Origin of the sequence: Cellvibrio sp. ARAG 10.3 (assembly GCF_051846955.1) — a bacterium.
Classification (GTDB): domain Bacteria; phylum Pseudomonadota; class Gammaproteobacteria; order Pseudomonadales; family Cellvibrionaceae; genus Cellvibrio.
Window position 1 is genome coordinate 43,472 of the sequence record NZ_JBPYCU010000012.1, and the last position, 23,263, is coordinate 66,734.

Sequence of the window (23,263 nt, forward strand, 5' to 3'; positions counted from 1 at the left end):
CCATTTTTTTAGTGGCTTCCCGGTAATCGCATAGAAAAACTTTCTCCGGGATTGCCGTTAAAGGATTGGAAAATCAGTCCGTGATTTTTTCAAGAGGCATATCAGCTCAATTCGTGCCAACGAAACCCCCATAGCACCCCACTCAAGGCGTGAATGGCTAACAGCTATGAGCTACCGTCATCCGAATGTCATATCGCTTCCCTAGCGTGGCGTCATCCGTTTCAACGGTCTTCGTCAAACGCATACACAGTTATCTATGGGGAGCAGATTTGTGAACGCACCAAAAATATATTCGTTTCGCCCGACCCTCCTGGCTATGGCAGTTGCCAGCCTGGGGATGGTGGGTATCGCCCACGCAGACGGTCGTATAGAGGGCCGATTGACGGCATCGGCGAAAGATGTCTCCTTGCAGGGCGGACAGATTCGCGTGGAGGAATTAAATCTCCAAACCTTAAGCCAGCGCGATGGGCGCTTTGTTTTTGCTGGTATCCAGCCCGGCACCTACACCTTGGTGGTGAATTACATCGGTGCTAAAAGTATTCGCCGTACCCTGGTTGTTGAGGACAACAAAACCACGGTAGCTGATTTTTCCATCGCGCCAGCCAATACCGATATTGAAAACATTATTGTTATCGGCCAGGCGGCTGGTATCAACAAGGCATTAAATCGCCAACGTACTGCGGATAATATTATTACCGCTGTGTCGGCGGATGCGATTGGCCAGTTCCCCGACACCAACGTCTCGGAAGCGCTTCAGCGTTTACCGGGTTTATCCATTGAGCGTGATCAGGGTGAAGGCCGCTATGTACGGGTGCGCGGACTTGGTCCGGATTTTAACGCGGTTACCATCAATGGCGTGAATGTGCCGTCGCCAGACAGTGATCGCCGTGCCGTTGCGCTGGATGTGATTCCTTCCGATTTATTGGAAAACCTGATCGTTACCAAAACCTTGACGCCGGATATGGATGCCAACTCTTTGGGTGGCAGTATTGAGGTACAAAGTCTGTCGGCTTTTGATCGTGAAGGGTTGTTTTATCAAGTAACTGCCGAAGGCAGCTATGACGATAACACCGGAGAAACCAGCCCGAAATTGGCATTGACGGCCAGTAATTTATTCAGCGTCGGTGACGGTACCGACAATCTCGGTATTGCAGCGGGCATTAGCTCCTTTAAACGCGACTTTGGTTCCGACAATGTCGAAACCGGTGGCGAATGGGAATTTGAAGACGGTGAAGGTTTATTAAAAGAAGTGTCAGAGCGCGATTATCGCATTACCCGCGAACGCTCCGGTGCAACTTTGAATATCGATTTTCATCCCACTGAAAACACCTCGTTATACTGGCGTAATCTTTACAGCGAATATACAGATTCTGAAATTCGTTTGGCTAATGTGGTGGCGTTTACCGATGAAGATGGCGAGGATGCGGAACTGGCAGAAGGTGATGCCGGTTTTGCATCGGTAGAGCGTGAATTAAAAGATCGTGAAGAAACGCAAAAGATCTTTTCGACCAATCTCGGCGGCTCGACCCGTTTTGATAGCTGGATCATTGATTACCGCGTCGCCTACAGTGAATCCGGTGAAGACGAACCGCGCCATGTCGGTGCTGCATTGTTTACCGGCGATTTTGCTGATGTCAGCTATAACGGGAAGCGCAAAATAGATTTATCCGCCCCGGCCGATTTTTATCAGGCATCGAACTATGATTTGGATGAAGTAGAAATCGCCTCCAGTGAAACCAATGATACCAACCAATCGGCCAATCTGGATTTCACGCGCGAAATTTATCTGGGTAATAATCCGGCACAACTTAAATTTGGTGGCAAGTACAATAAGCGCGAAAAAGACAGTGACAGTGAAGTCTGGGTTCTGGAAGATTTTGATATTACACTGGACAGCTTTGCCGGAGAACCGGTGGATTATCAATTAGGCAACTTCGGCCCTTCGATTAACCCTGGTATCGTGAAAAATTTTATCACCGACTTTAATGTGGATGATGAAACACGGGATGTTGAAGAATCCAGTGTTGGTGACTTTGATATTACGGAGGAAACCCGTGCGGCTTATGTTATGGGTCGCATCGATATCAATAACTGGCGATTACTGACAGGTGTTCGTTACGAATCAACTGATTTTGATGCAATGGGTTTTCGTTTGGCCGACGAGGAACTGACCGGTACACAGTTCAATAACTCACATGACCATTGGTTACCTGCATTACACATTCGCTACAGCCTCGGTGAGCAGACCCGGATTCGTGCCGCGTGGACTAATTCCGTGGTTCGACCAAACTTCAGTCAATTATCGCCGGGCTTTTTCCTCGACGGCGACGAGGCGGAATTTGGTAATCCGGAGCTTGAGCCGCTGAAATCAAGCAATATTGATCTGGGGATCGAGCACTACACCGGTGTAGCGAGTTTGCTCTCGGCGTTCGTGTTCTACAAGGATATTGATAACTTCGCATATCAAACTGACCTGGCGGGAACCGCTGCCTATGCCGATTACGACGAAGCCGTCACTTTTGTGAATGGCGATACCGCAGAAATCTACGGTCTAGAATTATCGGCATCCAAAAAATTCGATGAGCTGCCATCCCCGTGGAATGGTTTATTGATTGGCGCCAATGCGACGTTTGCAGAGTCTGAAGCAAATATTGGCCATTACGACGAAGATGCTGGTGCGATGGTGAGCCGCACTTTGCCGCTGCCCAGCCAGTCGGATACCTCGGCAAATTTCATGGTAGGTTACGAGTCCGAGGCGCTCAGCATGCGCTTGTCAGCCAATTACAAATCAAGCTATTTGCTCGAAGTACTTGAACCGCTGGAAGAGCGTTACGATGTGTATGTCGATGCACAAACCCAACTGGATTTTTCGCTACGCTATTATGTAACGGACTCGCTTAAATTACATTTTGAAGCCCTGAACCTGACGGATGAGTCCTACTACACCTATGTCAACAACAAGGGTTTTAATAGCCAATACGAAACTTACGGACCGACCTATAAAGTGGGTATTACGTTCACGCACTTTTGATAAATCCCGGCGTCGCGGAGCGCGGCGCCAGGTTTAACAGGCTTAAGAACAACAGTCATTGCGTGAATACAACAAGAGAAAGTGTTATGCCAAGTTCATCTTATCTGTCGAGTAAACTGGGAACCGTTATCCTAAAGTCTATTTGCACATTGTGTCTGGGTGTCTCTGTGGTTGCCACGGCAGCTACAGCGCCCCACGAATTGTCTGTTCGCTATCCGGGCGCTTATGTGGATTTTATTCCCGCCGCTGAGCAGCAAAAACCTCATTGGCTGGTGGTCAGTCCGGAACAGGGCATTGTGTTGTTGAACGAAAGTTTGCAGCCACGCGCAACCCTGGATATTAACGCAGAATTATTGGATACGCGTGCGCAGCTGACATCGTCCGGTTTGGTATTCGCCACTATCGTGGAGCCGGGTCATGTACCCACCTTGTTTTCAGTGGATGTTGCGAGCGCAAAAATCAGCAAGGTGATGCAGTTGCCTGTGCCTGGTTTTCAGGTAGAAAATCTGTGTTTGCAGCGCGATACTGCCAACAATCTGTACGTGTATTTGCTGGATGAACGCGGCATAGCCGAACACTGGCTGATGTTGGATGGGCGCGGCACAGCGCTGGCGCGCCATATGCGCAACCTGCCAATTCCGCCTAACAGTAAAGCCTGTAGCGTGGATGATGCATCGGCGTCACTGTATATTGCGGAAGAAGGTATTGGCCTTTGGCACTACGGCGCTTCAGCGGAATCGGCACCCGGTCGACGTATTATTGATCTGCGCGCGCCTTTTGGCGGTTTGGCGGGCGGTACCGAATCGGTAGTTACCTTGCCGGGCGGATTGGCCACCGTGTCGCTTGAAGATAAGACGCTGCACACTTATCACATCAATGGCAAAAAAATCATTGCTGGACCAAAGCTGGAATTGTCAGCGCTTGAAGAGCCAGAACGTATTGCCGGCTGGTACGACTCGGCAACAGGCGACGCGACAATCTGGGTATACGATGATGCGGATGGCAAACACTATCCGGTAACCCTGCCTTGGGCAGCGCCGCAAAAAAAATTGTCAGCATCACCTATGCCTACGGTGAAGGCGGAAATCCAGACGGCTCCTATGTCGCGCTTTGGTGATGCGGCGGATGATCCGGCCATCTGGATTCACAGCAAGAAAGCGCAACGCAGTCTGGTGTTGGGAACCAATAAAAAGCAGGGTTTGATGGTTTACGACCTGGAGGGACGCGAGGTGCAATCCATTCCGTCAGGCAATGTCAATAACGTGGATGTCCGTTATGGTTTGCGCCTGGGCAAGAAGCTGGTTGATGTGGCGATTGCCAGCTTGCGTGACGACAACAGCCTGGCGATTTATACCATTGATCGTCGCAATGGCAAGGTTACCGAAGCAGGCAAGATCCCAACCACAATGGAAGATATTTACGGCTTGTGTATGTATCAGCCAATCACCGATGATAAAAAATCTTTCGGCGCTATCTATGCCATCGTCAATGACAAAAGCGGTGAGTTTCAGCAATTCCTGATCAGTGCCAACGGCGAGGCTATCGAAGGAAACCTGGTCAGGACATTCCGGGTTGAATCGCAACCGGAAGGCTGCGTTGCCAATGACCGGACGCGCGAATTATTTGTGGGCGAAGAAGATGTGGCAGTGTGGACTATCGGCGCCGACCCGGACGATGGTACACAATTACGTGAAGTGATTCGTGCCGGTGACGTAGTAGTCGATGATATTGAAGGGCTGGCGATTTATCATGGCCAGCAGCAGGATTACCTGGTGGTTTCCAGCCAGGGTAATGATTCCTATGTGGTGCTGGATGCATTTGCGCCCTATGCAGTGCGCGGCAATTTCCGTATTGACCTCAATGCGGAAAAAAATATCGACGGCGTCTCCGAAACGGACGGTCTGGAAGTCACCCATCACCATCTGGGTACAGGATTTAGCGAGGGGATGTTAGTGGTACAGGATGGCCACAAGGTGATGCCGGAAACGCCGCAGAATTTTAAATATGTATCCTGGAAACAGATACGCGAGGCGTTAGACCTTGAGCCTTAACCACGCCACATGACATCTAACCAGTGTCCGAGCGGATGAGAATTGACGATGAGCAAAAAAACCGAAGTGCCACCTGTGCTGGATATTGATGATATTCCGGTGAATGACTCCGGCAATCTGTCATTTGACGATATCCTCGCCTCCCGACGGCGCTTATTGAAAGGTGGTTTAGGGGTGGCCCTCGGTGGTTTTTTATTACCCGGCCTATCGGCATGCGCGGCGCCGACGCGTCACACATCACAGTTATCACTTGCAGGTACGATAGGTTTTACCTCGGTGCCCGTGCAGCAAGCCGCCGATTTTGATCAAGTGACGGTCCCGCCGGGTTACACCGCGCGGCCATTTTTTTCCTGGGGCGATGCAGTGGAAAATGGTGCGGCCCCTTGGCGAAAAGACGCCAGCAACCCCTGGCAGGAACAAATGCTGCAGGCGGGTCAGAATCACGATGGTATGGCCTATTTTCCCTTTGATGATGCCGTCAATGATCACGGCTTGCTCGTGATCAATCACGAGTACACTAATCCGACGTTGCATCCCAAGGGACCGACAACGACAGTGGATGAAGCGGGCGTTATTCATCGACCGCTTGATGAAGTGAAAAAGGAACAGGCGGCGCATGGTATCAGTGTGATCGAAATCCGGCGTGCTGCGGATGGCCAATGGCAGCGCGTAAAAAACTCGCGATTTAACCGTCGTCTCACGGCCAATTCGCCCATGCACTTAACTGGTCCTGCGGCAGGTACTGATCACCTGAAGACTGCAGCCGATCCGACCGGTACCCGCGTGCTCGGCACCATCAATAATTGTTCGATGGGCGTGACCCCCTGGGGAACCTATCTCACCTGCGAAGAAAACTGGAGCAATTATTTTATGAATCGCGATGCGCAGGATCACGCGCAGCGTGCGACCCATCATCGTTACGGTATCGCGCAGGGCAACAACAGTTACAAATACCAATGGTCGTCTGTCGATCCTCGCTTTGATGCGACGCCGCAAAAACAATCGGTGCATGGTGGCTATGTGAATGAGCCGCACCGTTTTGGTTGGGTGGTGGAGATTGATCCTTTCGATCCACAATCCACACCCAAAAAACGCACGGCCCTGGGCCGCTTCGCGCGCGAATGCGCCACGCTGTCGGTGGCGGAAGATGGTCGCATGGCGATTTATTCCGGTGACGACACGCGCGGTGAATATCTGTATAAATTTGTTCCCGATGCGCGTCTTGATCCGAAGAATCCTGATCGTGACTGTCTGGATAAAGGCACCTTGTATGTGGCGGTTTTTCACAGCGACGGTCGCGGTGAATGGCGCGCGCTGGTGCAAGGGCAGGGCGGCTTGACCCCGCGCAATGGTTTCTTTAGCCAAGCCGATGTGCTGGTCAATACCCGCGGTGCGGCGGATATCCTTGGCGCGACACCCATGGATCGGCCGGAGTGGGTGGCGGTGCATCCGCAGACACGCGAAGCTTACGTGACGCTCACCAATAATGTGCTGCGCGGCAAGGTGCCGGATCAACCCATCGACGCCGCCAATCCGCGCCGGGAAAATCATCATGGCCAGATTGTGCGCTGGCGCGAAGCGGACAACGACCCGGGCGCGACCAGCTTTACCTGGGATATTTTCCTGTTGGCCGGCCGACGTGCCGGGGCAGGTGTGCCGACGCATGAGCAAGGTAATATCATTGGCGATATTTTTTCATCACCGGACGGACTTTGGTTTGATCATCAGGGGCGGTTGTGGATCGAGACGGATTTCGATGATGAAGAGCGGCCCTATCAGGATATGGGGACTAATCAACTGCTGTGCGCCGATCCGGTAACCCGCGAGGTCAGGCGTTTTCTGGTGGGGCCGCGCGGTTGCGAAATTACCGGTCTCACGGCCACGCCGGATGGTAAAAGCCTGTGGCTCAATGTCCAGCATCCTGGTATCAGCTATCCGGCCGGCGACGGTAAAACCCGCCCGCGCTCGACAACAGTCCTGATTACCAAGGATGACGGTGGAGTGATCGGCAGTTAATGCAATTTACTTGATGGCGAGTTCTTCCAACTCGTACTGCTCATTGATGGCTTGAATAGCCTGGTCTGCAATCGTCGCCAGGGGGGCGGCGATATCCAGCGGGATCACATCAGTTTCCATCGACGGATCTTCCAGTGTAGCCAGTTGGCTATCCAGCAGTGCCGGCGCCATAAAATGCCCTGTGCGCCGATTCAGTCGGTCCTGGATAGTGTGTTTGTCTCCGCGCAGGAATATAAAGAGGGTTTTCAGACCGGCTTCGCGCAGTTGGTTGCGGTGGATTTTCTTGAGGCCTGAGAAGGCAAGGAAACAATGCTGCTGTCGGCGCGCCCTATCTTGCAGGTGCTGGCAAATGGCCGCGACCCAGGGTGCCCGCATCTCGTCGGTGAGGGGCTGGCCGCTGGCCATACGCGCCCGCGATGACTCACTGTGGAAGTCATCACCGTCCAGGTAGCAATAACCATAATGGTCCGCAAGCGAACGGGCCAGTGAAGATTTACCACTGCCGGATACGCCCATCACCACAATCAGATAAGTAGTGGCATTCATATTGGAAGGAGCTAAGCGTTGAATCATTGCGCTATTTTGGGGTATGAACCTCTGAGATTTGCCAGAGTAGCACGGGGCCAAATGATAGCGCAATCATTTCGTCTGTGTTATCGTTCCGGCACTCGTGAATCGGCGATGAGATGCGGCAATGAGATCGACGAAAAATACAACACATAAGAAAGTAACCCTAGTGGATGTGGCGGCAGTAGCCGGTGTAAGCGCCATCACCGTCTCCCGGGTTATCAACCAGCCGGACAAGGTCTCCGACCTGTTGCGGCGCCAGGTCCAGGCCGCTATCGACAGTCTGGGTTATATCCCCAATCAATTCGCCAGCTCGCTGGCTTCTGCCAAGTCCCGCGTGATTGGAGTGGCGATCCCGTCCTTATCCAACATTGTGTTTAATGACGTTTTGCGCGGTATTTACGAGGTCGCCGGCAAAGCCGGTTATAAAGTGCTGTTGGTCGACACCCATTATTCACCCCTCGAAGAAGAGAAAATGGTCCGCACGCTGCTCAGTCAGGCTCCGGAAGCGATGATCATCACTGGCGGTGACCAAACCCGCGCGTGCCAGCAACTGCTGCAAAAAGCCGGAATTCCCATCGTGCAGATGATGGAACTGCTCGATCAGCCGTTGGATATGAACGTGGGTTTTTCTCACTGGCAAGCCGGTTACGACGTGGTATCCAAACTGCTGGAAGCGGGTCATACCCGCATCGGTTTTATGGGGGCACGTATGGACCCGCGTGTACAACAGCGGATGCTGGGCTACAAAGCGGCGATGGATGCGGCTGGCATTGATTGGAAAAATTTTATCGTCACCACACCGGAGCCTTCGTCCATTGCGCTGGGTGGTGAGTTGTTCCGCAGTCTCATGGCTTCAAGTCATGGCGTGATTGATTCGATCTTCTGTTGTAACGATGACCTGGCGTTGGGCGCACTGTTTGAAAGCCAGCGCATGAATATCCGCATCCCCGAGCAATTATCCCTTTGTGGCTTTAATGACATTGAAGCATCGCAATATGTTAATCCCTCGCTGACCAGTGTGCATGTGCCGCGTTATGAAATGGGGGTGAAATCCACCGAGATGGTTATTCGTGCGCTCACCGGCAAGCCCATTGAAGAAAAACAAGTCAACATCGGTTACGAAGTGCGTTTGCGTAAATCTACGCGCAATGCCAAATAAACGCGGCTGTAAGCCGCGATATTTATAAAAGCACATAAAAATTTACAACAATAACATTGCGCGAGGAGAAAGACCGTGACTCATCACGATCGTATGGCCAAATTAAGTCTCAAGGAAAAAGTCGGCTACGCCGTCGGCGATTTCGGTTTTAACTTGTATTGGGCAAGTATTGCTTCATTTCTTGCGGTGTTTTACACCGACGTATTCGGTATTCCTGCCGCTGCTGCCGGCACCATGTTTTTAGTGACCAAAATTGTCGATGCGATTACTGACCCCATCATGGGCGCCGTAGCGGATCGCACCAGAACCCGCTGGGGAAAATTCCGTCCGTACTTGCTGTTTGCCGGTGTCCCCATGGCCGGTGCAGCGGTGATTACCTTCAGCACACCGGATCTCAATGAAAGCGGCAAAATTATCTACGCCTACATCACCTATTCTTTCATGATGGTGATGTATACCGTTCTCAGCACACCTTACTCATCCCTCTCCGGCGTGTTGACGGCGCGCAGCCAGGATCGCACCACCCTGATCAGTTTTCGTTTTATCGCGGCGTTTGTCGGTACGGCAATGGTCAATAAATTTACCTTGCCATTGGTTGAATGGCTGGGGCAGGGTGATGAAACCCTGGGCTGGCAATTAACCATGTTGTTGTACGGCATTGTTGCGGCCATTGTGTTTGCTATTACATTTTTTTCTACCACCGAGCGTATTGCGCCGCCGGCTGGCCAGCACACCAATCCGTTGAATGATATTAAAGACCTGTTGAACAATCGCCCCTGGGTTATTCTGATTGCGTTGGCGATGATCATCATGATGACCATTACCCTGCGCGGCGGCTCCGGTTATTACTATTTCGCCTACTATGTCGAACGGCCTGATTTAATCTCCAATTATTTATTTGTACAGGGCATTGCCTTGGGTGTCGGCGCGGCCTTTACACCGCTGATGACCAGGTTTATCGACAAAACCAAATTGTTGATGTTGCTGATGGGCATCGTCGGTGTCTTGTCGATTGCATTTTATTTTGTGCCCAAAGATGCCATTGGGTTAATGTTTACCCTGAATATATTGATCAGCCTTGCATTGGGGCCCAAATCGCCACTGGCCTGGTCCATGTATGCCGACAGTGCGGATTACACCGAGTGGAAAACCGGGCGGCGCGCTACCGGTATGACATTTTCGGCGGCTACTTTCGCACAAAAGCTCGGTGGTGCATTAGGTTCTGCATTTATGCTGTGGATGCTGGCTGCGATTGGCTATGTTGCGCGCGAAGCGCAAAGTGATGCGTCCCAGCAGGGTATCGCCTTGCTGCAAACGGTTATTCCCGGTGTGATTGCGTTTATCGCGGCCTTCGTGGTGAGTTTCTATCCCTTGACTAACGAAAAGCTGGAACAGATCCAGACGGACCTTAAAGCCCGTGAAACAGAGCAGCCGACTGCGGCCAGCTAATGCGTCGCGCTGCTTTTTTGCTATTGATTAACGCCGCTGCTCTTGCGGCGTTTTTTATTGTTCAGGATGAACGCTGACCCGCAGGACGCGCAGCGACATTATCATCGGAGTTTATTTATGTTGTCTCCCAGTGCCAACGGCGAACGTTATGAATTGACCAGTCCTACGGCCATGCCTCGTGCTGCCGGCTTTTTGTGGAACCAGCGGATGATGATCCAGGTAACCTGTCGCGGCTACGCTGTTGCACAATTTATGCAGCCGGAGCCGGCCAAATACGCCTACGCGCCGAATCTTGAAGCCAAAACCTTTATGCAGCCGGAGCAGCCTTATTATGCGCACCATCCGGGCCGCTTTTTTTATATTAAAGACGAAGAGAGTGGCGAGATTTTTTCTGCGCCCTATGAGCCGGTGCGCGCGGTGCCGGAGCAATTTACGTTCTCCGTCGGCAAGAGCGATATCGCCTGGTGTATCGAATGCAGGGGCGTTCGCGTAGAGATGACATTACAGCTCCCGACGCAGGATGTCGTGGAGTTGTGGCATTTGCGCGTAACGAATATTTCTCATCGCCCGCGTCGATTAAGTGTGTATTCCTATTTCCCTGTGGGCTATATGTCCTGGATGAATCAGTCTGCTGAATACCGTGCCGACCTCGGTGGGATTGTGGCTAGCTGTGTTACGCCCTATCAAAAAGTGGCGGATTACTTCAAGAATAAAAACTTCAAAGACAAAACGTTTTTCCTGCATGAAGTGGCCCCGGTCGCCTGGGAAGCGAAACAGGAAACCTTTGAGGGTGAGGGTGGATTGCACAATCCCTCGGCCTTGCAGCAGGAAACATTGGGTGGCGGTGATGCACGTTATGAAACACCGGCGGCGGTGCTGCAGTATCGTTTAGCGCTCAACCCCCAGGATTCACAGGAATATCGTTTTATCTTCGGTCCTGCGTTTGATGACGCCGAGATAGCGGCGCTGCGGGAAAAATATCTCAGCGCTGAAGCTTTCGCGAGGGCGCAACAGGATTACACGAATTATCTCCAGCAGGGGCGCGGCTGCTTAACTATCGAAACACCTGACGCCGAGTTGGATAACTTCGTCAATCACTGGCTGCCACGCCAGGTCTTCTATCACGGCGATGTAAACCGCCTGACTACAGATCCGCAGACCCGCAATTACCTGCAAGACAACATGGGCATGAGTTTTATCAAGCCCGCCGTCACGCGCGCCGCGTTTTTACATGCACTCAGCCAACAGGAAGCCAACGGCGCAATGCCCGATGGCATTTTGTTGGTGGAGGGTGCGGAGCTGAAATACATCAACCAGATTCCGCATACGGATCATTGTGTCTGGCTGCCGGTCTGCTTGCAGGCGTATCTGGATGAAACCAATGATTACGCGATTCTTGATGAACCGGTTAAAGACGCTGAAGGTGACAAAACGCTGACCGTTTTCGAGCGCATCAGCAATGCCATGCGTTGGTTGTTGAGCGCGCGGGATGAGCGTGGCTTGAGTTATATCGCCCAAGGCGACTGGTGTGATCCCATGAATATGGTGGGTTACAAAGGCAAAGGCGTGTCCGGTTGGTTGTCGGTGGCAACGGCTTATGCGTTGAACCTGTGGGCTGATATCTGTGAGGCACAGCAACAGGCGTCGCTTGCCCGGGAATTTCGCACGGCGGCGCAATCGGTTAACGCGTCAGTTAATCAATATCTATGGGATGGCGACTGGTTCGGGCGTGGTATCACAGACGATGGGGTTGTCTTTGGGGTCAGCAAAGACCTGGAGGGGCGCATCTTCCTGAACCCACAAAGTTGGGCCATCCTCGGCGGTGCGGCTGATGCAGCCCAGCGCCAGAAAATACTGAACGCGGTAGAGGAGCAGTTGGAAACCCCCTACGGCGTCATGATGTTGGCTCCGGCTTATACCGCCATGCGCGACGATGTGGGCCGCGTTACGCAAAAACATCCGGGCTCCGCAGAAAATGGTTCGGTATACAACCACGCGGCGGTGTTTTATATCTACAGCTTGTTCACCATTGCCGAACAGGACCGCGCCTATCGCCTGCTGCGTCAGATGATCCCGGGGCCGGATGAGCAGGATTATCTGCAGCGCGGCCAATTACCGGTCTTTATCCCCAACTATTATCGCGGCGCCTACCATCAGTTTCCGCGCACGGCCGGTCGCTCGAGTCAATTATTCAATACCGGCACCGTGTCCTGGGTATATCGCTCGCTTATCGAGGGATTGTTCGGGTTGAAAGGTGATCGCAAAGGCCTGCGAATTGCTCCGCAATTACCCTCACATTGGTCCCATGCCAACGTAATCCGTGAATTTCGTGGTGCGCGTTTTGAGGTGGATATGCGCAGGGAGCAAGGCGTTTCAACGGTGCAGGTGAGCCTGAATGGTCAATCGCTCCCGGAACCACACATCACCGACATTCAAGCCGGCAAGGTGTACAAGGTCGTAGTAAGGATTCCGGGTTAGGATGAGCCCACACTGCCCGGTTGGCAGTGTGGGTAAAGGTTAACGCGAGTACATCAGGAGGATTTTTTTTCGGTGGCCTTGGTGGCGGATTTGGATTTGCCGGAGCGGCTGGATTGCTTGGCTTTCACGAGACTGAGATATTTGACCCAGGCTTGCTCCACCGGTGTCTTGGGTGCACCCTGATTGGCGATGACCTTGAGCAGGTGCAGGTCTTCCGGTGTCGGATCGGACACATTGTCATCGACCAGGGCAGAGATCAGCATGCCGTGTTTACGAATCAGGCGTGCCTGGATGCCGGATAACCCACCGGCTTCAAAACCATCGGGGAAATTGAGCGGGTCCTGAAAAGCTTGTTTCAGATAATGCTCGCGCGGCAGCATAAAGACATCTCCATCAATAAGTATATGCACGTGTTATACGCTGGATACCGACAGCAGAACTGGCTCCGGCTGAAAATTTATGGCGAAGATAATCTGTTTTTATTTCACTGTATAGATGCTGATGAAGCCGGATGTGGGTTGCCCAACGAAATGGTGCATAACCAAATAACGGGCACAAAAAAACCGGCGATTGCCGGTTCTTTTGTTTTGCAATGTCGCGCTAGCCTTTTGGCTGCATCATCGCGGGTCGCTGCTATCAGGCGGCAGCAGACATCGCTTTGATCTTGCTGTTCAAACGGCTCTTGTGACGTGCGGCTTTATTCTTGTGAATAAGGCCTTTGTCAGCGATGCGGTCAATGACCGGAATAGCTGCTTCATAAGCCGCCTTGGCTGCTTCCAGATCGCCTGATGCAATGGCGTTCACCACTTTCTTCAGGTAGGTACGCCCCATAGAGCGCAGGCTGGCGTTATGCTTGCGAGCTTTTTCGTTTTGACGCGCGCGTTTTTTCGCTTGGGCTGTATTGGCCACCGTGGTGCTCCTATAAAATCTGATCTAAATCGGGTCTGGAATCAAGGACGCGACATTATGCCGTTTTAGAACGGCTTGTCAACACTTGCACCGACAGATAGCGGGCAGTTTCCACTATTGCTGTATCGGGGGTAGAGAGCTGGCGCCCTATTGGACGAATTTCCGCATCAGGCATGGCCGCTACCGGTTCCTGTTTCTATACTGGTTTGATTAAACTCGCGCCCTGTGGGGCAATTTCCACCCTTGGGCGGCATGTGACCGGCAGCCAAAAGTGGCCGACTGATCCGCGGGAAGAGTGATAAAACGGAGGGGTCCCGTGTTCAACATTCTCAAATCCCTGTTCAGGTCGAGTGCTGTGGTGGATCCGGAAAGCGCGAGCAAACCCTGGCTGGCGCGGCGCGAATGGGCGCAGGCACGCGTTCCATGCAGTGCGCGGGGCGGTTTATGGCTCGCCTGGATTTTTGCCATCTTGTGGAATGCCATTTCCTCATTTCTCTGGTTTGTTATCCCCGCAGAAGTTGCCAAGGGCAATTACATGATATTGATCGCCGCCCTGTTCCCGCTGGTGGGGCTTGGGCTGTTATGGTGGGCGATTTCAGTCACCCTGGAGTGGCGTCGTTTTGGCGAACTGTACCTGGACCTTGATCCTTACCCCGGTGCCATCGGCGGTCAGATAGGTGGCACATTGGAGTTGTCATTATCCTATGACACAACCCATGCGTTTCCGCTTTCGTTAAGTTGTATCCATAGTTACATGTCCGGCAGCGGCAAGAATCGCTCGCGTAAGGAATCCATAAAATGGCAAGCCAAGGGGTATGCTTATGCTGAGTCCTCCGCCAGAGGCACAAGGTTAAATTTTCGGTTTGATGTCCCGAAAGGTTTACCTTCCAGCGAAGTGCCACAGGGCAGTTATTACTTGTGGCGGCTGGTGATAAAAGCCGACTTGCCCGGTGTGGATTTGCATCGCCAGTTTGAACTGCCCGTATTCCCGACGGCTGAACGATCCCGCTATCAGCGAGAGGACTCCGCTGCACACCCCCTGGCATTGGAGCAGCGCGATGCACTGATTGAGTCGGTGCTCGATCTGCGGCAAGTCCATGGCGGGGTGGAACTCTACTACCCCATGTGGCGCAATGCCGGGATGAAGCTGGGCTGGATGCTATTTGGCTTGATCTTTGGCGGCGCGGGCATCGGCATGTGGTACACCGATGCGCCACGGTTTATGGCGATCATATTTACGGGTATCGGTTTGCTGGCGTGTGTGTTTTGTCTGTACGGATTGTTAAACAGCTTGCGCATCCGGCTCGACCAGCAGGGCTTGTGGACCCAGCGCCGCCTATTGGGGATGATTGTTCATAAACAGCACTATCCGCGCGCGCAAATCAAACACTTGCAGTTACACAAAAGCTACAGCGCGCAATCCGGCAGTGAATACACGGAGGTTTTTGCGCTTAAGGCTCTGGCAACGGATGGGAAAAAAATTACCGTGGGCGAAAGTCTCAAAGGTCGTGCAACGGCAGTGCAGGCGCTGGATGCTATCAGCCTGTTAAGTGGTTATCCCGCCGTTACCGATGCAGCGAAGTCCAAATAAGAGGTTGGTGTGCAGTTATCGTCAAAACATGTCTTAACCGCGGCGAGTATTCTTTTAATAGCCGCGTTTGCGCTGGCTTATTTCAATCCTGCACCGCAGCTCATTTCCACCGGAGAGACCCAGGTTGATCAGCTACTGATGCCTGATGGCGCCATCTATAACGGCGAGCTGAAGGCCGGGCTGCTGCACGGCCAGGGCGAACTGATCTGGTCCAGTGGTGCGCGCTATAACGGTGAGTTTGCGCGCGGTGTTTATTACGGGCACGGCGTATGGCGTCAAGCCAATGGCGATGAATATCGCGGTGAATTTATTGCAGGGGAATTGACCGGGCCGGGCGAGTTTATCGGTGCAGATGGTTCGCGCTACCTCGGTGAATTCTTGCGCGGTGCTTTTCACGGAAAAGGTGAGTTTATCAGTGCAGAGGGTGATCGTTATCTGGGTAATTTTGTTGAAGGCGACTTGCACGGCGAAGGCGAATTCTTCGGCAAGAACGGCGATCATTACCAGGGTGAATTCAAGTACTGGATGTTTGACGGCGTTGGTACCCTGAAAGAAAAAGACGGCGAATACAAAGGACAATTCAGCCAAGGCATCTTTCACGGTTACGGTTTATACCGCTATGCGGAAACCAGCGATGAGCCGGAAAAATTATTGGCCGGGCGCTGGCGTTGGGGCGAGTTTGAATCCGCCGGTAAGGAATCCGATCAGGATGCGTTGCCGTTTGTCATCGAAAAAGCACTTTACCAACAAGCCGATTTATTAGCGGCGGCTGGCAAACGTATCTTGCCCAGTGATCCTGAGGCGATCAATCTCTACTTCGTGGGTGTGGCCGGTTTCAGTCGGCAGGATGTGTTTCGCAAGGAGCTGGATTTTATCCATGCGCAGTTTGATCAGCAATTTGGTACGGCGGGCCGCTCTCTGGTACTCATCAATCATAATGATACGCTGACGAATATTCCCATGGCGACGCCCCACAGTATTGAGCAGGCGTTGCAGGCGGTGGCCAGCAAGATGAATCCGGACAAGGATATTTTATTTCTCTACCTGACCAGCCACGGCTCTGCCAAACATGAGTTCAGCATTGTCCAGCAAGGCTTGAGCTTACCGGACTTAACCGCTGAACGTTTGGGGGCAATGATTAAGGCTTTGCCGATCAAGTGGAAAGTCATTGTCGTATCCGCCTGCTACTCCGGTGGTTTTATTCCCTTGCTGGAAGGCCCCACAACATTGGTGATGACGGCGTCGAGTAAGGACCGCAAATCCTTCGGTTGTACCGATACCTCTGAAATGACTTATTTCGGGCGCGCCTATTTCAAAGAAGCTCTGCCGGAGGCTGACTCGTTTGAAGCCGCATTCGCCAAAAGTGACACCCTGATTGCCCAATGGGAAAAAGAACTTGACGAAGAGGTTATTCATTCCCTGCCACAGATGGTGATGGGTGAAGAGATAAAACAGTATTTGCCGCGTTGGTGGCAAACCATTGAGGCTGCAGCGCAAACACACGAACAACCTTCATTATCAGAGCGAGGCGATTGATCCATGTTAAATCCCGTAGAATTAACCGGCAGTGATTTTTCGCCTGAAAAAGGCCAGGTCATTGTGGCAGAACATAATCACCGTTATACCCGCGCGATCTACACCGAGCAGCACCAATGGTTTGCGGATGAAGCGAAACAAATTGGTGGTGATGATTACGGGCCTAGTCCTTATGAAATGTTGATGGCCGCATTAGGCGCATGCACATCAATGACTGTGCGCATGTATGCCAACCGCAAAGAGTGGCCTCTGGATGACATTCGCGTAACTCTGAGCCATCGACGCGATAACCGTGACGGTCAGGTGGTCGATATCTTTGAACGTATGATCCAGGTTGCCGGCGACTTAACCGACGAGCAACGGCAACGGTTGTTAGACATCGCCAACAAGTGCCCCGTACATAAAACATTAACCGGAACCATCGACATTCAAACCCAATTGCGCTAACCGGTTGCGCGGGTTACCGCGCACCTATTAATTCCAGTAACTCTGGCCATTGCTGCTGCCAGCAGCAGCGGTGATCAAAACCCTCAATAACCCGTGGCGGATGGCCTTGAGCCTGCAACCAATCTCGTGCAAGCAGCGGCGGTACTACCTGGTCCTTGCTGCCAAAAAAATGATATTGCACTCTGGGTCGTGTGTTGGTGAGCTCTGCCGGATTCAACGAGCCACTCAAGGGGCTGTAATGATGGTGGCGGGTCCATGCATCCACATCCAGATTGGCGGCGATGGTCACCAATCGGGTGACTTCCGGCATCCGCTGCGCCATCAAGGTCGCGATAGTGCCGCCGCCGCTATAACCAATTAACGTCACCTGCGAGTAGTCTTGTGTTGCCAGCCATTGGCGCAAAGCATCCACCATACTGGCGATGACTGTTTCTGAGTAGCGGGCATCGGTCCATAAACGCGATTCACAATGGCTATCCGCCAGGCCGTAAAAAGGATTGTTGAAATAGCAGGGGCGCCCGAGAAAAATGGCCGGTTGCGGGTCTTGTCGCATCAGCGCCAGGGTCAAGGGCGCGCGCGGTGTTGGGTCTTTGGCAATCAGATAACGTTTGATCCAGGGGCGCCCGTCACCTTCGATATACACATGAATTCTTGTAGATGAATCCGGCGACGGTTGCGACAACACCAGGTGTTGGTGATAGGGTGTGGTAATACGGCTTGCTTGCATGGCTTCGGATAAGCGCGCAAAATCATCGCGGGTGTTTCCCTGGCAACCCCATAAGATTATCGTGGCTACACTCAATAAGCCGAGGCGTAGCAATAAGCCGGGATGCAGCAATTGTCTGGTTGCAATAGCAATAAAAAAAAGCGCAGCTTGTACATTCACAGACACTTGATCGGCAGGGCATTGTTTCATTGTTTTTTCTTCCCGGGCACTCGCCGCAATATATCGGGCGTGACGGTTTTTCGCGAGTTTAATAATGAATTTGTTGTCGGAAAAATTAACACGACAGCTCACTGGAATTTTGTAAAAATTATTCAATCCCGGCGCAGATATTCCGCGCTTTTTTCGCTGTTGCGATGACTCAAAATGGATGGTTTGGTTTATGTGCACACATCACACTCCACGTTATAAAAATCCTCTTATGGCACTTTCCCTGTTGCTTACAGCGGTGTTACTTTCCGCTTGCGGCAGCCAGGATGTCAAGCAACAAATGCCGGCCAGCGGCACGCCGGACATTGAAGACCTGAATGTCGTGGACTGTTTGTTGCCGGGGCAGGTGAGAAGCCTGGGCACCACCAAATACATGACCCCCCGCCGTCCGGTGTTGACCACCGCTGCCGACTGCCGCATTCGCGGCGGCGAATACGTGGCCTATGATCGCGCTGATTATAAAACTGCCCTCGCCGTGTGGATGCCCACCGCAGAAGCCGGTGATGCAGAAGCCCAGGCCAACGTCGGCGAGATTTTTGAACGCGGTCTGGGTGGTTCTCCGAATTACGAAGCGGCCGCTATCTGGTATCGTAAAGCCGCAGAGCAGGGCAACCCGCGCGCGCAATTCAATCTGGGTACTTTATATGAGCAAGGCCTGGGGGTGGAAAAAGATAAGTTGCAGGCACTCAACTGGTATCGCAAAGCCTGGGGTCTGGAAGAAGACAGCGTAATGTATCAATCTGCCGCCCAGGAAGCCCAGGATGAATTGCGGGCACAGTTGCAGAAAACCCTGTCAGAAAAAGACACGCAAATTAAATTATTGAATAACCAAATCGCCGGCTTGCAGAAAAAAATCGGCAGCTCTGCCGAAACTGCCGAGTTACAACAGGAGTTGAATCAGCTCAAGGTGTGGGTGAAAAACCTTGAAGCAGAACGGATGGTGGCAAAGAATGAAATTGATCTGATTCCGCGCATGCGCCAACCGCAAGAAGGCCTTACCACACGTGTATCAACCACCAGCGATGCGCAGGCGATCAAAGTGGATGATATGGAATTCGGTAAATATTACGCGTTAATTATTGCCAACCAGAACTACGACAATATCGAAGACCTGCTCACGCCTTATTCGGATGCGCAACGAGCCAAAAAAATCCTCGAAGAAAACTACGGTTTTAAAGTCACGATGTTATTGGACGCCGACAACACCACGGTGATGAAGGCCATCAATGAATTAAATGAGCTGGTGACGGAAGATGATAATTTATTGATCTTCTACGCCGGTCATGGCACGCGCATTGAAGCTGGCGAATTGGAAACAGGATACTGGCTGCCGGTCAACGCCACACCGCCACCGGATGACACCTTCTGGGTTTCCAACGAATTTGTGACCCGCCACCTGGCACGCATCAAGGCGAAGCGCGTGATGGTGGTTGCCGATTCCTGTTACTCCGGCCTGTTGTCATCCGCGCCTGGCTATCTCTTTATGGATGAGAAAGCACAATACACCCAGGATTACATCCGCTACAAACTGCCCAAAAAATCCCGCTTGTTGCTGGCGTCCGGTGGAGACCAACCAGTGCTGGACAACATCGGCCAGGGCCACTCGGTTTTTGCCCGCGCGTTTCTCGATACCCTTGAAGGTGCCGGTACCATTATCAGTGGTCCGGAGCTGTATCTGAAGATCAAAGACAATGTGGCGAGTCGGGCAAAATCAGTGGGCTTTGATCAAATGCCGGAATTCAAGGCGATCAAAGGTGCCGGGCATGAGGTGGGTGATTTTTTCTTTGTGCGTAAGGCGAGCTGATTTTTTTTCTTTAGTAGCTGTTTACTTCGTAGTTCGTTTGTCATTAGGGCTTGTGTTTCGAAAACGCATGACAAGTTGTCAGGAAAGCCAATTTGCACAGCGAAGCTGCCCGTAGGGTGAGCCACATGGATGTGGCGAATGCATCATCCCTGTAGCTCCCTCAAGTCATCCCTGACTTGAGGGTTTCGAAACACAAGCCCTAACGCCAAACTTGCATTGAGCGAGCGTCATGTCTGACACCAACTTTTTCGTTTTTTATTTTCCTGCATCAAACTCCGCAAACGCCGGATATTCCCGTAACTCCGCCAACTGGCTTTCATAAAAACGCCGTGTTTCATCCGTTTCTGCTGCGCGAATATTGCGTTCCATGATGGCCAATACTTCCTGCGTCATGGATTTCACATCATCATTGGTTGCGTGGATTTGATAGGCTCGGTCGATGTTAAACACGGCGCCTTGTAAATCTCCAAACGATAGAGCTGTCTTTCCTTCCTTGATAAATGCATGAAAATTTTCCTGCATTTCTGCTGAGAGGTCGCTAAAAGGAATGGCTTCTACTTCGATGCTCTGGATATAAAAATAATTACCCAGGGCGGCAATACAAATCATGCCCACGGCGGCCGCAATGCGTTTTGGTGCGCGGGTTGCAAAGTTCAGTTTGCTGAGGAAGGTATCCGCATCGGCGACGCGCTCGTTACGTTGAAAGGCGATGGATTTTGCCAGGAGTTTGCTGAGTAACAGATTTTTCAGTTTCGGCAGCTTTGGGCTGAGGCGTTGCTCCAGGGCATTCTGGGCATTCTTACGGCCGAAGGGGTGTTCGCCGCCGAGCAGTTCGCAGGCGATGACGCCCAGTGCATAAATATCGTCACTAAAATGTGGACTTTCGTTGCGGACCATTTCCGGGCTGGCGTAGGTATAGGTGATTGCGCCCAGCTCGCCGGCATCAAAACTGTCCTGGTAAAGCTGTTCGTTGGCGGCGCGGGCGATACCGAAGTCCAACAACTTTACGGTGCCGGTTTCGGTGATGAAGACATTGCCGGGTTTTAAATCCGAATGCACGATACCTTTACTGTGCGCATAGGACAGCCCTTGGGCAATCTCGCGGATGATCTTGAGTTTTTGTTTGATGTCGAGGCTCGGCAGGTATTTATCCTGTTCCAGCAGATCTTCCAGCGAGCTGCCTTTCAGCTCTTCCATGGTGAGATAAACCAGGTCGCCGTCCCGATCGAAGTCGTACACGGTTACGATGTTCGGGTGCGCGAGATCCTGGGTTTTCTTGGCTTCCCGTTGCAGGGTAATCAATGCTTGAGGATGGTTCTTGAAATTTTCCCCCAGCACCTTAATTGCAATATAGGGCCGATCATCGCGGGCTTCTTTCTTGCGCAGATCCAGTGCGCGGAACACCGCGCCCATGCCCCCGGAGCCGAGGAGTTTATCCAGCACAAAACGTTCTTTAATTGTGTCGCCTTCGCTGAGGATATGGCCAGCGGCCGGTGCAGAAACGGCTTCCGGTTTTACCTGCGCGGGCGTGGCCTCGGTCACCGGGCGTCGGTTTTTTTGCAGCACGGTTTTGTCAGCCTGAGCCGGCGCAACACTGTTGGGGTTGAATAAGGTCTCGTCAGCGGTGCGCGGTTTTACCTGCGTTGCATCGGCAGCGGGGGATTTAAGCATCGTTTTATCCGCGACTTTGGGTTGCAACACTGTTTTATCAGCGGTGCTGGTTTTAAGCCGGGTTTTTTCGTCATCCATTTTAGGTTCTCGTTGTTGTCGTTATGAGGTCTTCAGCAGTAACGTTGCTGTAAATGCTTGCGAAAGTAGGTGGGATTCAGCGGCTCACCGGTGGCCGAGGCAATCAGGTCTTCGGTGCTCAGGATGCTGGCTTTTTGCCAGATATTGTCGTGCAACCAGTTAAATAATTCTGTGAGTTCACCGCGCGCAATCTTGCCGCGCAGGTCGGTGATGGTGCGTTCAGCTGCCGCAAATTCCTGGGCGGCATACATGGCGCCCAGGGTGTAAGACGGGAAGTATCCGAAGGCCCCGCCGGTCCAGTGAATGTCCTGCATGCAGCCATCGCGATAATTATCCTGTGTTGAGAGGCCGAGGTAGGCTTGCATCTTTTCATCCCATAATGCCGGAATGTCATCCACTTCTATATCGCCTTCAATCAGCGCCCGTTCAATTTCATAGCGCAATATCACGTGAGCCGGGTAGGTGACTTCATCGGCATTAACACGGATGTAGCCGCGCTTCATGCGCGTGTTAAAGGCGTAGATATTGTCAACCCGGAAGGCCGGGTCCTGCTCGCGTTGCAGGGCTCTCGCTGCCATGGGGGCGAGCAGTTGGGTAAATTCGCGGCTGCGCGCCAGTTGCATCTCAAAGAATAAACTTTGCGACTCATGAATGCCCATGGAGCGCGCTTCACCGACGGGTAAACCGGCCCAGGCTTTTGGCAGGTTTTGCTCATAGCGCGCGTGGCCGGTCTCGTGGATGACACCCAGCAGCGCCGTCATAAAATCCTCTTCGTCGTAGCGGGTGGTGATGCGTACATCGGTGGGCACGCCGCCGCAAAAGGGATGGGTGCTGACATCAAGGCGGCCGTGGTTGAAGTCAAAACCGAGTAGCTTCATGGCTTCCTGCCCGAGCATTTTTTGTTGCTCAATCGGGAAGGGCCCCTGGGGTACTTGCCAGGATCTTGTTGCCTGTTTTTCGTCGACCTGCTGAATCAATTCTGGCAGCCAGGTTTTCACGTCACCAAATACACCGTCCAGTTGTGCGGTTGTAACACCCGGCTCGTAAATATCCAGTAAGGCATCGTAGCTACTGAGCCCGGCATGAGCCGCGCGAATACTCGCTTCCTCGCGCGCGAGGTCCACCACCTTCGACAGATTGGCTTTGAAACTTTGCCAATCGTTTGCCGGGCGTTGGCTGCGCCACGCGTGCTCACAGGTGGACGCCGCCAGCGAAATAGCCTGGACCAGATCGCCGGGCAACAGCGTGGCGTGTTGCCAGCGCCGTTTCATGGCTTTGAGGCTGGCTTGCTGGTCTGCGTCCAACGGTTCTGTTTCGGCAGCGGCAAACCACTCCGGCAACTGTAGCGCTGTGGTTTGTTCGTGGATCAGCAGGGCCAGCTCCGCCATGGCTTCACCGCGGGCGCTGTTACCGCCCGCCGGCATCATGGCGGCCTGGTCCCAGCCACAGATGGCGCCCAGGTGGCCGAGTCGGGAAATTTTGAGAAAGTGTTGTTGTAGCCGGTCGTAATGAAGCATGGGTTGGCCTTACTGGCGAGGG

General features: G+C 52.5%; 16 protein-coding genes. 10 read left to right on the forward strand and 6 right to left on the reverse strand.

Going from position 1 to position 23,263, the window contains the following annotated elements; translation table 11 throughout:
* The first annotated feature begins 271 nt into the window (after positions 1-271).
* From ACSV5M_RS15125 to ACSV5M_RS15135, 3 genes are all read left to right on the forward strand, one after another.
* On the forward strand, positions 272-3,031 hold the full coding sequence (locus tag ACSV5M_RS15125) for a TonB-dependent receptor (protein WP_439177065.1): 2,760 nt from the start codon (positions 272-274) through the stop codon (positions 3,029-3,031).
* An 86-nt stretch (positions 3,032-3,117) separates the two neighbouring features.
* Positions 3,118-5,082 (forward strand): phytase, encoded by a 1,965-nt coding sequence (locus tag ACSV5M_RS15130; protein WP_439177066.1) that lies wholly within the window; start codon positions 3,118-3,120, stop codon positions 5,080-5,082.
* Positions 5,083-5,130: 48 nt separating this feature from the next.
* Positions 5,131-7,098, forward strand: a complete 1,968-nt coding sequence (locus tag ACSV5M_RS15135; RefSeq protein ID WP_439177067.1) for a PhoX family protein — start codon at positions 5,131-5,133, stop codon at positions 7,096-7,098.
* Between the two features lie 6 nt (positions 7,099-7,104).
* Here the strand turns inward: ACSV5M_RS15135 and ACSV5M_RS15140 are convergent, their stop codons facing one another.
* A complete protein-coding gene (locus ACSV5M_RS15140) occupies positions 7,105-7,671 on the reverse strand; it encodes a gluconokinase (RefSeq protein ID WP_439177068.1) in 567 nt (188 codons plus the stop codon).
* 121 nt (positions 7,672-7,792) lie between these two features.
* On the opposite strand from ACSV5M_RS15140, the gene ACSV5M_RS15145 reads away from it, so the two are divergent.
* The 3 genes from ACSV5M_RS15145 (at position 7,793) to ACSV5M_RS15155 (ending at position 12,754) form a co-directional block, all read left to right on the forward strand.
* A complete protein-coding gene (locus ACSV5M_RS15145) occupies positions 7,793-8,827 on the forward strand; it encodes a LacI family DNA-binding transcriptional regulator (RefSeq protein WP_439177069.1) in 1,035 nt (344 codons plus the stop codon).
* A gap of 93 nt (positions 8,828-8,920) precedes the next feature.
* A complete protein-coding gene (locus tag ACSV5M_RS15150; RefSeq protein WP_439177168.1) occupies positions 8,921-10,276 on the forward strand; it encodes an MFS transporter in 1,356 nt (451 codons plus the stop codon).
* Positions 10,277-10,393: 117 nt separating this feature from the next.
* Complete coding sequence (locus ACSV5M_RS15155) at positions 10,394-12,754, forward strand: GH36-type glycosyl hydrolase domain-containing protein (protein WP_439177070.1); 2,361 nt, start codon at positions 10,394-10,396, stop codon at positions 12,752-12,754.
* Between the two features lie 53 nt (positions 12,755-12,807).
* Here the strand turns inward: ACSV5M_RS15155 and maoP are convergent, their stop codons facing one another.
* Together maoP and rpsT are read right to left on the reverse strand one after the other, a co-directional pair.
* Positions 12,808-13,164 (reverse strand): DUF413 domain-containing protein, encoded by a 357-nt coding sequence (gene maoP, locus ACSV5M_RS15160; RefSeq protein WP_439177071.1) that lies wholly within the window; start codon positions 13,162-13,164, stop codon positions 12,808-12,810.
* A gap of 226 nt (positions 13,165-13,390) precedes the next feature.
* Complete coding sequence (gene rpsT, locus ACSV5M_RS15165; protein WP_439177072.1) at positions 13,391-13,663, reverse strand: 30S ribosomal protein S20; 273 nt, start codon at positions 13,661-13,663, stop codon at positions 13,391-13,393.
* Positions 13,664-13,979: 316 nt separating this feature from the next.
* On the opposite strand from rpsT, the gene ACSV5M_RS15170 reads away from it, so the two are divergent.
* From ACSV5M_RS15170 to ACSV5M_RS15180, 3 genes are read left to right on the forward strand one after another with little or no spacing between them, the layout of a single operon-like run.
* Positions 13,980-15,254, forward strand: a complete 1,275-nt coding sequence (locus ACSV5M_RS15170; RefSeq protein ID WP_439177073.1) for a hypothetical protein — start codon at positions 13,980-13,982, stop codon at positions 15,252-15,254.
* A 9-nt stretch (positions 15,255-15,263) separates the two neighbouring features.
* Positions 15,264-16,790 (forward strand): C13 family peptidase, encoded by a 1,527-nt coding sequence (locus ACSV5M_RS15175; RefSeq protein WP_439177074.1) that lies wholly within the window; start codon positions 15,264-15,266, stop codon positions 16,788-16,790.
* A gap of 3 nt (positions 16,791-16,793) precedes the next feature.
* A complete protein-coding gene (locus ACSV5M_RS15180) occupies positions 16,794-17,237 on the forward strand; it encodes an OsmC family protein (RefSeq protein ID WP_439177076.1) in 444 nt (147 codons plus the stop codon).
* A 13-nt stretch (positions 17,238-17,250) separates the two neighbouring features.
* Here the strand turns inward: ACSV5M_RS15180 and ACSV5M_RS15185 are convergent, their stop codons facing one another.
* Positions 17,251-18,153 carry an alpha/beta fold hydrolase gene (locus ACSV5M_RS15185; protein WP_439177077.1) on the reverse strand — a complete coding sequence of 301 codons (903 nt, stop codon included), beginning with the start codon at positions 18,151-18,153 and terminating at the stop codon, positions 17,251-17,253.
* A 229-nt stretch (positions 18,154-18,382) separates the two neighbouring features.
* Between ACSV5M_RS15185 and ACSV5M_RS15190 the strand changes: the two genes are divergently transcribed.
* Positions 18,383-19,975, forward strand: a complete 1,593-nt coding sequence (locus ACSV5M_RS15190; protein ID WP_439177079.1) for a caspase family protein — start codon at positions 18,383-18,385, stop codon at positions 19,973-19,975.
* A 255-nt stretch (positions 19,976-20,230) separates the two neighbouring features.
* Here the strand turns inward: ACSV5M_RS15190 and ACSV5M_RS15195 are convergent, their stop codons facing one another.
* Entirely contained in the window at positions 20,231-21,724 is a 1,494-nt protein-coding gene (locus ACSV5M_RS15195; RefSeq protein WP_439177080.1) for a serine/threonine-protein kinase, read from the reverse strand.
* Positions 21,725-21,756: 32 nt separating this feature from the next.
* The gene (locus tag ACSV5M_RS15200; protein ID WP_439177082.1) at positions 21,757-23,241 is read right to left on the reverse strand and encodes a carboxypeptidase M32; all 1,485 of its coding nucleotides are present in this window, start codon (positions 23,239-23,241) and stop codon (positions 21,757-21,759) included.
* Between the last annotated feature and the right edge of the window lie 22 nt (positions 23,242-23,263).